Annotated in this window: 10 protein-coding genes; 2 read left to right on the top strand and 8 right to left on the bottom strand. The window is 33.4% G+C overall.

Going from position 1 to position 14,453, the window contains the following annotated elements:
- Positions 1–17: 17 nt before the first annotated feature.
- From B045_RS0112045 to B045_RS0112055, 3 genes are all read right to left on the bottom strand, one after another.
- The gene (locus B045_RS0112045; protein WP_018464511.1) at positions 18–614 is read right to left on the bottom strand and encodes a hypothetical protein; all 597 of its coding nucleotides are present in this window, start codon (positions 612–614) and stop codon (positions 18–20) included.
- Between the two features lie 192 nt (positions 615–806).
- On the bottom strand, positions 807–1,448 hold the full coding sequence (locus B045_RS0112050; protein ID WP_018464512.1) for an HNH endonuclease: 642 nt from the start codon (positions 1,446–1,448) through the stop codon (positions 807–809).
- Position 1,449: 1 nt separating this feature from the next.
- Positions 1,450–2,691, bottom strand: coding sequence for an AAA family ATPase (locus tag B045_RS0112055; RefSeq protein WP_018464513.1), 1,242 nt, complete (start codon positions 2,689–2,691; stop codon positions 1,450–1,452).
- A gap of 526 nt (positions 2,692–3,217) precedes the next feature.
- Here B045_RS0112055 and B045_RS0112060 point away from each other — a divergent pair.
- Positions 3,218–4,114: a PhzF family isomerase gene (locus B045_RS0112060; RefSeq protein ID WP_018464514.1), complete on the top strand. Its 897-nt coding sequence runs from the start codon at positions 3,218–3,220 to the stop codon at positions 4,112–4,114.
- Positions 4,115–4,382: 268 nt separating this feature from the next.
- On the opposite strand, the gene B045_RS0112065 is transcribed toward B045_RS0112060, so the two are convergent.
- From B045_RS0112065 to B045_RS0112080, 4 genes are all read right to left on the bottom strand, one after another.
- Positions 4,383–6,911, bottom strand: coding sequence for an outer membrane beta-barrel family protein (locus tag B045_RS0112065; protein WP_081618637.1), 2,529 nt, complete (start codon positions 6,909–6,911; stop codon positions 4,383–4,385).
- Positions 6,911–7,558 (bottom strand): DUF4974 domain-containing protein, encoded by a 648-nt coding sequence (locus tag B045_RS0112070; protein ID WP_018464516.1) that lies wholly within the window; start codon positions 7,556–7,558, stop codon positions 6,911–6,913. Before B045_RS0112070 ends, B045_RS0112065 begins: the two co-directional genes overlap by 1 nt.
- 8 nt (positions 7,559–7,566) lie before the next feature.
- Entirely contained in the window at positions 7,567–8,046 is a 480-nt protein-coding gene (locus B045_RS0112075; RefSeq protein ID WP_018464517.1) for a sigma-70 family RNA polymerase sigma factor, read from the bottom strand.
- Positions 8,047–8,159: 113 nt separating this feature from the next.
- Complete coding sequence (locus tag B045_RS0112080) at positions 8,160–10,889, bottom strand: outer membrane beta-barrel protein (protein WP_018464518.1); 2,730 nt, start codon at positions 10,887–10,889, stop codon at positions 8,160–8,162.
- Between the two features lie 554 nt (positions 10,890–11,443).
- Here B045_RS0112080 and B045_RS0112085 point away from each other — a divergent pair.
- A complete protein-coding gene (locus B045_RS0112085; RefSeq protein WP_018464519.1) occupies positions 11,444–11,842 on the top strand; it encodes a tautomerase family protein in 399 nt (132 codons plus the stop codon).
- 39 nt (positions 11,843–11,881) lie between these two features.
- Here B045_RS0112085 and B045_RS0112090 read toward each other — a convergent pair whose 3' ends face one another.
- Complete coding sequence (locus tag B045_RS0112090) at positions 11,882–14,212, bottom strand: outer membrane beta-barrel protein (protein WP_018464520.1); 2,331 nt, start codon at positions 14,210–14,212, stop codon at positions 11,882–11,884.
- Positions 14,213–14,453: the final 241 nt, after the last annotated feature.

Below are 14,453 nucleotides of genomic sequence, written 5' to 3' on the forward strand. Positions count from 1 at the left end.
CTATTAATTATAAAATTCTACTTTAAACAATTAATTATTATTCCTGCTAAACCTATTATAAACGCTATAATAATTGAAACCCAAGTTGCCCACATATTTTTTCTAAATTGTATTTCACTCTTTGTTTCAAAATTATGATTAGCAAAATCAATCAATGCTTGCGTTACATGGTACGATGATGATGCATATTTATTTATATCTTTGCCAATCCCAGAAAACAATTGAGTATATTTTGTAGGTATTAAAGAATAAACTCTATCTAATTTCCTATAAATTTTATATTCCTTAATATTATCTCCTTCCAATTCATGTTTACTATGGTCATATATCTTTCTTTCATTTTGTCCTATATTCGAAGAAAATATACCGATATATTTCTCTTCATCCAAATATTGAATTAAGACGATGAAATCAAATAATTTTTGTCTTATTTGTTCCCAATTTTGCTCTACAGAATACATAACTATTATTTCGGTCATCTCTTCATTCCACTCAATATAGTATGCACCACAAAACCTATAAAGCAAGTTATAAATAAAAAGCTCTTGTTCTGGTTTGTCTTTTAATACCATATATTTAACGACTTCCTTTTCAAATTCATTAAGGCTTCTCATATTTTATTTGATTTTAATTCATAATCAGTATATTTGATTAATTGCCATTTTAAATATAAGTACATTAAAATGGATAACTAAGAAATAAGCAAATACTAATATAATGCATATTCGCATGTTAGTTCATCTGTTTCATCATTTCTAAAAAAATCTTTTATACTTATAACTTTAGTCACAGCATAGAAACCTTTTTTATTTATTCCAAACAATGTCTTTAGAGAATCTGCTATTAAGAGTAGAATTGCTCTTAATTATCCAATATTTAAATCCTAAGAACTCTTTATCTACACCAAGTGCTGTTCTTACTTCGTTTTCTGTTGGTGGGGTAGGCTTCAAAAGATAGTTATTAACAGTCTCTTGAAATCTGTTTATATTACTAATAAAATAGTTAAAGAAGTTTTCTTCCTTTAGAGTCCTTATATTTTTAGAACCATTAAACAAACGTTGTAATAATTCTATTAGCTGTTTACCAGCTTCTGTTTCATCATGGATAGAAGTAAACTTGGCTTTTGTGTTCGTAAAATCAACCTCTTGTTTTATCTCCTCCTCAATATTCATAGTCAGCGGATTCAATAAGTTATCAAAATGGTTTAGTTTTTTACCATTACAATAGCGACATGACAATAAGAGATTATTCCAATCTTGAATCAATTGTGAATAATTATCTTTACTCTTGAAATGTTCTATCTCAAAATCAGTTGTAAGATGGCGTTCACAAAGATAACATTTAGAATTCTGGTCTTTGAATAGTTGTCGTTTAACATCTTCACCATCATATGCTTTAGTCGTTGATAGCGACTCGGGAACATCCTCACTTTTTGATACTTTAATCATATTACTGAAGTCCTGTTATCTTTTCTGAATATAATGTTACCAACTGACGATATTCACCTACCAATATTGGTGATATCATCTCCGGTATTTTCTCAAAACCTGCATTAAGCAACTTTACAGTTTTTTTCTCTTCTTCTGTTAAGGTCTCTTTCTCTAATAATCCTTTCAGATTATCTAATTGCATTCTTGCATAGCTGGATGTTGTTTTTACTCCGAAATAACCTTCTGCCAATGATTCATAAGAATATTCAGTCAATTCTGAAATCTTTTCGCGATGCTCCAGATCAAAAGCGACAGCATTATTCATCGAACTCAATACAAATGGAGAATGTGTCGTGATGATAAACTGTATATTAGGGAAAATCTTAGATAACATAGGCATCACTAGTTTCTGCAATCCAAGATGTAAGTGAGTCTCCACTTCATCAATTAATACGATACCCTCTTTCTGATATGCCCGTGTCAATGAGTTTTCACTCTGCATCTTCAATATCAGATCTGCTACAACATCTATTACTGCAGCAAAACCATCAGACATCTCGGTAAACTTAAAACTTTTTCCTCCAGTATTAATTCTAAAGCTATAATCCTTATAGTTAAATTCGAGTTTCAAGTTTTTGTCCTCAAAAATAGACTGCAAAAGAACCTCAAATTCGTCAAACCATGCACGGATATTATTTGCATCTTTTATTTGATTCTCATTACGTGCCAGAGCCTCTTGTATTTTTAAGTCTGACAGAAAATTCAAGAATTGGCTGGTAGATGTATCTTTTACTCCACCACGCCTATTTATAGCAGGTTTAGTTGGATTCTTGTTTTCATCCATCCTAACCTTTCTATCAGCTTGATAAAATGCAATAACAAATTCATCCTTATTATACTTGTCTATTATGTCTGATACATTATTAAATTCAACATCAATTTTGCCATAAAATGAATTATATTGATCTTTCCACATCTGCAATTCTGAAGTTAAACTTCTTTTTGACTGATCATCAAGAGACGGATTTTTTAATATACGTTCATTATTCTCAACGTGTTCTCCATAAGATAAGAAATTCATCGTCGTATCCCCTTTTATTTTATCAAGGAAATCAGAAATAGCATTAAGTAAGATCGTTTTGCCACTACCATTTTTCCCGGTTATAATAAGATTTGGGTACTCCTCATCATCAATACTAATATCAAAGTTATTCAAATGGAACAACTTATTTATTTTGATGTTTTTAATAAAGTATTTCATATCCTTAATATATATTATTTTACCAATTCCAAATTATGTCCTGTGCAATAATATCAACTTGTATATAATGCCTTGAAGTTTTATCTCTATAGAGTAACCTAATTATTGATCATTATATGTAGTCATAATATTCATAACGCAAATTTAAATGTTTTTTTTGATTTTATAGCCCTATTAGTACAAAAACTAAAATAATATCTCACAATTAAGTCAAATAAGCATCATCTTAATTTAATATTATCAAAGATAGTAACTTATATTTCGTTTGATGATATACTTAACTAAAGTTTCGCAAGTGATGAATCACTTGCGAAAGTTCAGTATATGACTGTAAGGTTTTACTAACGCCATTAATAAACATTTAAATCTAATATCTCCTACATCAAAATACAATACTTAATCTCACCGCAAGAATGCCGGTTGAAATACCGCAAAAACACCGATCGAAATGCCACAAAAACACCGATTTGCTTGTTCTAATCAATTACAATATGTATATTTGTAGTTGAGTTTAATAACAGAATATATGAGAAAGTTAATAGTATATCAAGTAGATGCATTTACTACTGAGAAATTAAAGGGGAATCCTGCTGGAGTAGTTATTAATGCTGATGGGCTAGGTGAGCGTGAGATGCAGATGATTGCTCGCGAACTGAATAATTCTGAAACAGCATTTATCTTTTCTTCAAATGATACATCTTATGATGGAATTATAAGGTATTTCACACCGACAAAGGAAGTCCCGATTTGTGGTCATGCTACTATTGGTGCAATGTATGCCTTAGCACAGGAGAAAAATTTGGATTCTTGTGTTTTGCGGATGAAAACAGAAGTTGGTATTTTACCTTTTGAAGTGATAAAAGAAAAAGATGACTACCATATTGTAATGACTCAGGGACAATTCAGTTTAAGTAAATCTCTTTCTAAAGAAGTTGTTAATGATATATATAAAGCTATAGGGATTTCTGTGGATGAGGCTGATTTGAATTGTCCTGTACAAATAGCTTCAACAGGTCATTCAAAGGTGATGATTGGTATCAAAAGTCGTAGCAAACTTAATAATCTAAAACCTGATTTGGGAGAGCTGTCTCGATTAAGTTCCAAAATAAATTGTAATGGTTATTTTGTATTTACATTTGATTCCGATACGCCTGACGTATTGGTTTACGGACGTATGTTTGCACCTGCAATAGGTATTAATGAAGACCCTGTGACAGGAAATGCCAATGGACCCTTAGGTGGCTACTTAGTAAAGAACGGCATAGTACATACAAAAGGAGACAGTTATAGTTTTAAAGCACGGCAAGGGGAGACCATTAACAGACTTGGCTCGATGGAAGTTAATGTAGGTCTTAAGAATGGTGAGCCTGATGTAATACGAATAAAAGGAAATGCTGTTGTAGCTTTTAAAACAGAAATTTAATATGCCCCCTCATCATTAGTGTCCAGTTTATTAGCTGACGATAAACTGTCTGTTCCAAGAAATGTTTTCTTTGGCTTATGATTATTTTTTTTGAGGTAAGAAGCCAATGTAATCAAAGGGTCGAATACCCAAGTGAGAGTATTCGACCTTCATAATGTTTAAACGAGAGAGTTTGTGCCGATAATAATAATTCTATTTTGCTTAAGAGAGAGTAGTCGAGATATTAACTAGCTTACGTAAAAAGCTAATAATTCTTTATCGATATAGTTTATAGTCGTTTCAATTCATCTGTAGATGCTGTTCCTTTATATTTGCTCTTCGACTCATTAAAGCGGTAAGTAATAGTAAGTTTAAATGTCCTCTTATCATTATCATTCCATTTATTACTAATAATCTCATTCGTGTTAATTTGCCATTTCTCACGACTCGTGTTGAATATGTTAGTAACACTTAAGTTGAATCGCAGTCGGTTATTTAAGAAGGTTTTTATACAGTATAGTTCAGCATAAGAGTTTGCAAAGTAATATATCACATCGTTATCAGTATGTCCAGCTGTAGTATAGTCTATTTCACACCCCACATTAAAAGATTTAGAGAGTTCAATGAGATGATCCATTTCAAAATACCAGTTTGGCTTGTTGTATTTCTGATTGTTGTATGAAATAAATGGTTTCGTGAAATTCACTTGCAACGCTGGTTTCCATATTTTGAATAGTGTAGGAGAGTAGTTGGCTGAAAAGTTCATGTAATGTCTATCCAAATTGCGAGTTTGAAAGAACGAAATAGAATCATTGGTCTCATAATGATCATAAATGTATGAAATACCATCTTTAACTGTTGCGTAGGTTGAAATAAACTGGAGGTCTTTCCATGCTAATGTTAGCGTAAGCATATTTGTTTTGCTAGGTTGTAACTCTGGATTTCCACCTTCGTATGAATACGGACTATTAATTGCTACAGCATTGCGTAGTTGAAAGTAAGAAGGGCGTTGCGTTGTATATCGGTATGCGAGAGAAATATCTAAATCTCCATTATTGTAGGCAATAGATCCTGAAGGGAAAAAGCCCCCATAAGACTTACTGGCTTCTGACGATTTTATACCGTCTACAAAGTAATTAAAGTTAGTGTATTCATATCTCAATCCGATGCTCGCATTCCAATGCTCGCCCCATGGATGATCATATTCTGCGAATCCGGCATAAAGATGCTGATATGCTTTGTTTATGGTAGAATGGAGATCGTTTTGCAAGGTTGAACCATCCACTACATCATAGTTGTTATTATTGTTTGTGTATGAGGCTTCCATACCAGTCTTAACATTTCCGCCTAATAACGGAGAGGCTAAAATAAGTCTTCCTGAATAGAGTTGATTCTTAGCATTATTGCGTGAACCTAGATTACTTGTAGCAATGTAATAGTTCTGCTTATCATTGCTACTTCCATTAAGATAGTCCATATCAAGTTTTAAATAGGTTTCATCATTGACCCCGTAGTCTAAATAAGCATTCACGTAGTGGCGCTTAGATGTTCGCTGTCTATAGTCTTTAGATGCGGCACGATTAGTTATGATACCTAAGTGCTGTCCTTCCAAGTCGTCAAAACAATTGAAGTTATTACTTGGGGTGTCAGTGTATTGATAGCGTAATCCTACCGAAGAGCGGCTATTCAATTGATAGTTAGTACCTAAAGTCGTTAACAGTGTGAAGTTTCGTCCTTTGAGTTTAAGTTTATCACTGTCTTGCCTATCTCCGTAATGAGTATCACCTGTTTGATTTGCTCGTAACATATTTCTAGAGTATCTTGCAGATCCAAAAATATCCAGATTGTTTTTTCGATAGTTCAATGTTCCGCCTGCTTCGTGAGACAATACACGCTCAGCACTTACATTCCCATCGGCAATGCCACTAAAGCCTTCGCCTTTGGTTTTGATTGTAGATATCCGGATGACAGAATTTACAGTAGCATCGTATTCTGCGCCAGGGTTAACGATTACTTTCACATTCCTTATTTCAGAGGAATTAAGCTGCTTTAGCTCTATGTTATCGTTAACTAATCTATTGTTGATATAAATAAGTGGTGTCCCTTTGCCTATAACCTCGTAAACATTATTTTTCAGAATAACAAATGGTAGATGTTTCAGTACATCTGAAGCATAACCAATATTCGCCAACGGACTTTTCTCGATATTGACAGTTGCTCCTTCTGCTGAATGCGTAATCAGGCGGCCTTTTACAACTACTCCTTTTATCATCATTTGAGAAGGCGCAAGTTTGATAAGTCCAATATTTGGATGGGTAAATGTTTGGTTGATAGTTTTGTAACCTACATAAGAGATACGAGCTATTACTTTCTGTGATTCGCACGGAATGACGAAATAACCATTCTCATTACTTACCCCATTACCGATAATAGTAGAATCTGTTGGTGATAAGAGAGTGATGTTTGCAAATTCAGCTGCTTCGCCATGCTCATCAACGATTTGCCCTTTATAGTGTAGACCAGCCTTCTGAGTGCACTCAACAAGGAGAATATTTCCATCCATTGTTGCCATTTTGATAGGATAGAATCCTATCATCTGTCTGATGGCATCAGGTATGCTTTTATTTTTAATGTCTGCCGTCACATGGAAATCTTCCAACTCATTATAAATAAAGTTGATCGTATAATTATGTTGCTCACTATTCAATTGTGCAAGGATAGCTGATATAGGCGTGTTATTATAATGATAACTAACACGTTGGGCTGAAAGATGAATGCTCAATGTGCATAATAGAATTAAAATAGTTTTCCTCATCATTATTCTACAGTTATAGTGTTATCAGAATAGATGATATTGATACGGTCAAAACCATTCAGTATCTCAAGACAATGATTTAAAGACTGCTGCTTATCCCAATTGAAGTATAAGCGTATTTTACTAGTTTCTTCATTTTTATAGATAACCTTCACATGATAGAAGTTTGCCATTTGGGACAGAATATCTCCCAGCTCTGCATTTTCAAATACAACAGGTTTCATAACAGTGGAATCCTTCTTGATTTCGTTTTCTGTTTTAGTAATTACCTTACTCTTTACAGGCTCTGTTATATTCGGTTTTATAGTAGGCTTAACACTCTGTGAAGAATGGAATACTCCTAATTGAATAACAGCAGCCAGAGCCACTCCTGAAAGAAAGACTATCCCCGTTATCGAGGCTGCGATTTTAATCCAATTATGCTGGTGCATAGAATGTGTCTGTGAAAATTGTTGCCAAGCTTCATCTACATCTACTTTTTGAGGATGTTGCTTTATAATCGCCCGTTTGATAATTGCACTATCATGAACTAAAGATTTTATTTCCTCGTCCTCTAGTAGCTCTTTGAGCTGTTCTTCGGAATATCTATCAGGATGTTCCTGTATGTCTAAGAGCATCTTGTTTTTTTCTTCTATCGTTTTATTAATCATAGTCTTGCTTATTTTAAATGTTTACGAATAAAGTCTATCGCTTGAGAAAGATGATTGTAAACTGTGACTTTACTAACCCCTTCATGTTCCGCAATCTCTTGATATGACATTTCCTGCGAATAACGCAGTTGAAGAATCATTTTACGAATAGGAGGTTTTAGATTGTCAATGATTTGCATCAGACGATCGAATAGTTCATTGTCATCGTCCAAAAAACAATTGTCACTTTCATCCATAAGTAATTTCACTACCTTTTCCTTCGTATTTTTGTGAGAGATAATGTTCAGACATCTGTTTTTCACACTACGCATAAGGTAGAATTCTTCACTTTCTGGTAAAAGCACAATATGTTCTGTCAGGATTTTAGAGAATATATCACTCACAACATCCTTGCATTCATCATCATCATAGAGAATGCATCTGGCAAGATTGTACATCTTCTCATAATGTGTTCGGAATATTCTTTCTATGTCAGTTTTCTGCTTCATACACTAATAATACAGTTCTGCAACACAAAAAACTAAGCAAGACATAAGTTTTTTTAGTTAGAACGTCATTATTTTTAAAGTGTTATTTGTTTTTATGATTACAAAGATAGCTATTATTTTTGTTTTCCTTTTATGAGATTAAAAGATAATGAGAACATTAGATAGCTTGGTATATTATTATACCGTATTTCTGTTCTTCCTTGTGCATTGACTGAATACTTTGTTGACTTCATTTGATGAAGCAAGTCAAAGGTTTGCAGCTTTGCAATAATTCTGCCTTTGACAAAAGGATGTGTTATTTGGGCATTCAATATGAAATCATTGGTGTTCATGAGGCTGCTGTTATAACCACGTCGGCTGTACATAGTTGCATCTGTCGCTATCGTAAATTTGATGATAGGAATAGTGTACTGCAACTTGCCTCCATATTGATAGTCATAGGCATTGATAGATGTGAAATCTGTTCGGTCGCTTCTAGAGAACCTACCAGTTGCCTTTCCTGTGATACCTGCTGAAAATGTTTTGTAGCGATAGTTTAATTTTGCATTTAATCCTGTTTGAATGGTTTTCACAAGACTAAGATTGGCTGTTGTGTTATTATATGCAATATCAAAATCAACATTATGATCATACTTAATGTTGCCATCAATATCTAGACTTATTCGTTTTTTATGGTCCAAGTATTTCTCTAATCCCATTTCCATATTAGCTTGCCAATTAGGCTTTGAAACATTATCCATTCTGTACGTATAGCTACCTGTTGTGGTGTCATAATTGACATGATTGCCCCATTCGTGAAGAATACAGCTTGCATTTGCCTTTATCCACCAAGTAAGGTCTATGGAATCATTACGAATATTTGTACTCATTTGGAAATCGTGAGTTATTCTGTTTTTTAAATTCGGATTATTAATGACCAAAGATAGAGGATTAATACTGTTTTTATATGGCATGAGAAGATCAAAAGAAGGCTGCTCAACATTCATGTCATATCTGATCGTTTGTTTATTCTTTCCAAAACGATTATACCACAGATTAGGATTAAATAAAACTTTAGAGCGTTTGGCAATAGTGTCGAGTGAAGACTGATGATAATACATCTGTTCTTTCGCCCAATCTACAGGAATCTTTAGCGAGAATATTGAGTTGTTAATGTTCTTAGTAACATCCAATGCTGCCTGCCATTTATGTTCGGTTGAATGATAATTGTAACTATTTGTATCAAGATGATCATCTAAGGAATCTTTGGCAAAGTAGTTTTGCGTCTTGTTATCCTGTCTATTGATAAAAGAGAGAGACGGACCGAATGACCAGCCTTTTGGTAGATGTATGCTATAACCTAATTCTGCTGAATATGAATAGTGATGGTTAGCATTATCGTTAAAGTATTCTAGTATTTTATATTTTGATAGATCGGCATAATATATACTCTGGTTGGTGCTACTGTTATCTGGCTTATTGGTATTATAAGTTCCGTTTAGATCCAAACTAAGGTAGTGCCTCCAAGGTAAGAGTAAACCTAAATTTACATGGAGTCTTGTATCGAACATTTTGTGATTGTTGCTCGAATAATAATTTTGAAGATTAATAAACCTGTTCTGAAAAAGAGAATCTATACTCTCTGCGTATCTTTTTTGATTACTATAGTTAAGAAAGAATTCAGTACCGAAATTGATTTTCCCTTCATGAGCGTAAACCTGGGTTAAAGATAAATCTAAGTTTTTATTATGCGTGGTTGAAGTTGTGTTTTTTAGGATATTGCCTTCTGAGGAAAAAGATTCTTTGTGATCGATTTCTCTGATGTTATCATCATCCCATTTTGCTAATACGTCAAGATTTTCGCGTGTACGATATCCATCTATATTTTTTTCGAGTGTAAGTCCTGCTTGTTTTGTCGTCTTTACTCCTTTGGGGGATGATGAAGGATCCCAACTTCCATCCATTCCAGGCTTGCGGTATTCATTCGTATTGTTAGTATTGGCAAAAGTTGCAATATGAGTCTCGTCACCCATCATAAGACCAAAAATGCGAGCTTTCCATCTTTCTTTAGTGCCCGCTCCTGCTTCCCCATTGACCAGAGAACTGTTGACGTATTTCTTTTTAAGGCGTACATCCATCACGTAGTCTTTCCCTTGTTCAATACCATTTTGCTGAACTAAAGGCTTGTCCTTATGGTAAACTTTGAGGTCTTTAATCGTGAAACAGGGTAGGTTTTCTAGAATAACTTTATTCTTACCTTTAAAGAAATCATTTCCATTTAGTGTCAAGTAATCAATCTTTTCACCATGGACATATATTTCTCCCCGATCATTGATTTTGGCTCCCGGAAGTTGTCTGACAAGCGCATCAAGCATTGAGCCATCTGGGAGATTGAAGGCTGAGGCGTCGTAAACAATTGTATCACCCCGATAAGCTACTTGTATTCTTGTTGCTTTTACTGTAACTTCATTAAGCAAAAGAACTTTCTTCATGCGATGGGTCGTGACAAAATATCCGTCTTGTCCTTTATGAGGTTTCAGGATAAAAGAGAAATAGGTGTCATCATAGCCTTGAGACGAACATTTTATTATATACTTTTTTTCAACTGCTGGTACATGAAAGCTATAGCTAGAATAAATATCTCTTATGCGGCATGTAGTTGTGTCAATAATCAAAGAGTCTTCATTCATCAGGGTCACTTTTGCCTTTACTGGAAGATTTCTGATAAAGGAGTCAAAGACATTTCCCCCAAGAAGAATAGTTTTCTGATGGTTAATTTTCTGTTCATCTTGTTTTGAAGCAAACCCAGATATGGAGCAGAATACTAGTAAGAATATAATAATATAAGTGGTTTTATGATTCATTTATGTAGATTATATCTTACAAAGATAGCAAAATATTCTTTACGAGATAAATGTAAACAATCTTTTTATACATTCTTTATAAATCAAAGCATGAGACTTTTATTTTTTTGTACATTCTTCTGTGGTTTGACAATTGAAACTAACATTTATTCTTAGAAGATATCCTATAAGTTGTTTACTTCTAAACGGCATAATACAAACAACTGCTAATAGCGTAATAAGTACCTTTTGAGGGTGGGGGACAGATTTAATCACACCACAATGAGACAAGTGTTTTAAACAAGTACTCTCTTCCATATATATAATAAAAAACATTAATTGTAGATGGGTCATGCTATAAACAATACAATATTATTTCTATATTTGCAAGATGAGTAAATCAATCTAATAGGATAACAATTAATTGATTTTGTTTTCTTGAAACACAGATTGTATGCATAGGAGAAGCATCGTAAAAGATTCGATATCTTCTGTAAAATTCAGTGCTGATAAGTGGACTAAATTACTCATTAGAGTTTGTCTATAATAAAGTAACAATATTTAAAAATAATATTATGCCATTTGTAAGAATAAGTTTACCTAAAGCGTTTTCACAAGAAACAAAAGATAAAATATCTAAGTCTGTCCACCATTCTTTAATGCAAGAATTTCATATTCCAGAAAATGATTATTTCCACATCATAGAAGAACTAGGACCGCAACAAATTAAATATCCTGAGACTTATTTGGGGATAAACCATACCTCAGATATAGTATATATTCAAATCATTGCAGGACAAGGGCGTACATTAGTTCAAAAACGAGCTTTATATAAAGAAATCGCTAATCAAATCGCTGATTCTACAACAGTAACTAAAAATAATATCATCATTGTCTTACTAGAAAATGATGGTAGTCAGAATTGGTCGTTTGGAGACGGAATGATACAAGAGCCGACACATTTAAAAATATGATAAGTTTCGGTCATTAGCACTTAACTACTTCCAAATGGTTTAGTTATTATTCGTAAAACGATCTGTGTCATTAGCATTTCTGTTAATCTTTATAGACTTAGCATTGTGATTCAACGTATACGACAGCGTGAGCATTACATTCTGTGTAGACGCCCATTCATAATTAGCTACCGACTTATCGCCATAGAATATCTTAGAACTTTCACGTTCTTGATTAAAGATGTCATCTGCCGTAAGAGAAAGTACCAAAGATTTATCTTTCAATAATTTATATTGCATTCCTAGATTCATTGAGCTGCAGCCCTTACTCACCGTCTGAAGACGTCTTGTCTTTGTCTCATAATATGGATTCAGATAGAAGCCGAATCGAGACGTAATCTCATAACCGACATAAAGATTTCCATTTGAATGCCAGGCCTTCCTGCCATAAAGATAAGACTGGTCGATTCCATCCTTGAAATTATAAAATTTATTATATCTTCCACTAAGATTCAAAGAACCACGAATCTTATTGTTCATAAAAGCAAACGGTACTGACAAACTGCCAATATATGAAATAAAGTCCGATATATTATCATTAGTCGAGAATCTCATATCTTGTTCATTTATGCCATAATAAGTTCCCCAATAATCCTTGATCCACATAACGGTTGCATTCAGACTGACATAATGAAACAACAGGTTTTCCCATATGAACTTATACTTCTTAGCCGGCATCAACGTTATATTTCCTTGACTATATTCCTTATCGCTGACGATAGTTTTTCCAGGCAAAAGATCATAAAATCCTGGACGAATATTCTCCGAAGAAAATTTAAGAGAAGTATCATAATTATTTTGAACCTTCCAGTTAAAAACCAAAGATGGTGCAAAATTACCATATGTTTCGGAACCCTTATCACCATCATCTAGATATTTATAATAGGTATGCTCATATCTGGCACCAATATACAATGAAGCCTTTGGCAGAAATTTCCATTGCAAAGAAGTATAGAAACTATTCAGGTTCTCTGTGATATCATAGTTTGATAAAAGCGAAACATCTTCCCTATAATTTTCCTTTAATCTTGAAAGATATACCTGCGTACCTACTTTGAATTCCAATGTTGGAATCTTATACATATATTGTCCCTCGAGAATATGCTGATGTCCATTGATTTTCTTTCCCATGAATCCTGTCAGATTCAAATTATTACAGAAATTCTCTGAAAAATCATCCTTTCCGCTTAATAATCCATAAGCCAACTTAAACTGATTTCTTAATGAATCACTGCTATCATACTCTATATTCAAAGATAGCAGGTCTGGCACATCTTTATTGCTTCTGTTTACCTGTTTATCTACAATACCCGATGCTGCATATTCTTCATTTTTCTTATTTTTAGCATCATCTCTATAATATGAACAATAGATATTGATGGAACCATTTATGGGCTTTGGAGTCCAAGTAAAATTCATAATGCCGAAATAAGCAAACTTCTTTAGTCTATTATCACTAGAAAGTTTACTTCCATCATAGTCATTTTCCTCAGATCGATTATAGAAAGAACGGTTGTTGAGACCAAAAGAAACATTACCTGATAGATTGCCATACTTAAGTAAAGCATCCGTATAATTGCCATACTTAAATGAACTTTTTCTGAATAGCTGGCCATACGTAGAATTTGTGAGTTGGTAACTATCAAGAGCTTTTTTCTTTGACTCTATACTGATAGTCACTTCCTCAGATCCTAATTTGTTTTCTGCTAATTGATTTGTATTGATAGCTATCGTCTCCGTGTTTGTTGCTGGCACCGTTGACAGATAAGTTATAAGCTGAGAAATGGGAATATGTTGCTTAACACCATTAATAATAACTACAGGACTTGCTCCATTTACCATAATGCTATTATCCGTAGCAACAACACCTGGCATTCTCTTTAGTACATCTATTAACTTGTCCGCACTATTATTTGACAGATTTTCCACACGTGCTTTCAATACGCCGTCCTTATAGGTATAAGTAGGACGATGAGAAGTAACGACAACATTTTCAAGTACATAATTTTCCTCTTTAAGACGCATTACGCCTAGATTTTTCGTTGACTTAGAAAATACAACCTGCTTGGAAGTATATCCCAAACAGCTAACCTGTAAAATTAAGGAATCCTTTTTCGTAGGAAGATAATTAACGTTGTATGCACCATCCGAATTGGTATAACCTGTAGTCAACAAGGTGCTCGTATCATTTACATTATATAAGCCCAATGTCGCGAATGCTATCGGTTTTCCTTTTACATCGAGTACAATGCCACTAACAGACTGTGCATCAACAGAGATCGCATGTAACACTAAAACTATAAAGAAAATATAAACTATTATCTTTTTCATTTTAAAAAATAATTAAGTTCCGTTAAAACGAAACGATTTTAATTTACTCATAAATATATTATGAGTCAGATAGTATTAATACCCTATCGTATATTTTTTTAGTGGTTATTAGAATAGACTTTTAAAAAGTCATGTTCGTGTTAAACTAAAATAAATTGACGTTGTTATATTTCAATTTAAAACCAATGGCAAAAGTATGAAAAACAAATGAAATATAAAAATAATAACCTTAAAAAATATT

It is taken from the genome of Segatella paludivivens DSM 17968 = JCM 13650, assembly GCF_000373185.1.
GTDB lineage: Bacteria > Bacteroidota > Bacteroidia > Bacteroidales > Bacteroidaceae > Prevotella > Prevotella paludivivens.

Excerpts from the sequence above, each read along its gene's own strand:
- B045_RS0112045 (WP_018464511.1), bottom strand. The coding sequence starts at position 614 with ATGAGAAGCCTTAATGAATTTGAAAAGGAAGTCGTTAAATATATGGTA.
- B045_RS0112050 (WP_018464512.1), bottom strand. The coding sequence starts at position 1,448 with ATGATTAAAGTATCAAAAAGTGAGGATGTTCCCGAGTCGCTATCAACG.
- B045_RS0112055 (WP_018464513.1), bottom strand. The coding sequence starts at position 2,691 with ATGAAATACTTTATTAAAAACATCAAAATAAATAAGTTGTTCCATTTG.
- B045_RS0112060 (WP_018464514.1), top strand. The coding sequence starts at position 3,218 with ATGAGAAAGTTAATAGTATATCAAGTAGATGCATTTACTACTGAGAAA.
- B045_RS0112065 (WP_081618637.1), bottom strand. The coding sequence starts at position 6,911 with ATGATGAGGAAAACTATTTTAATTCTATTATGCACATTGAGCATTCAT.
- B045_RS0112070 (WP_018464516.1), bottom strand. The coding sequence starts at position 7,558 with ATGATTAATAAAACGATAGAAGAAAAAAACAAGATGCTCTTAGACATA.
- B045_RS0112075 (WP_018464517.1), bottom strand. The coding sequence starts at position 8,046 with ATGAAGCAGAAAACTGACATAGAAAGAATATTCCGAACACATTATGAG.
- B045_RS0112080 (WP_018464518.1), bottom strand. The coding sequence starts at position 10,889 with ATGAATCATAAAACCACTTATATTATTATATTCTTACTAGTATTCTGC.
- B045_RS0112085 (WP_018464519.1), top strand. The coding sequence starts at position 11,444 with ATGCCATTTGTAAGAATAAGTTTACCTAAAGCGTTTTCACAAGAAACA.
- B045_RS0112090 (WP_018464520.1), bottom strand. The coding sequence starts at position 14,212 with ATGAAAAAGATAATAGTTTATATTTTCTTTATAGTTTTAGTGTTACAT.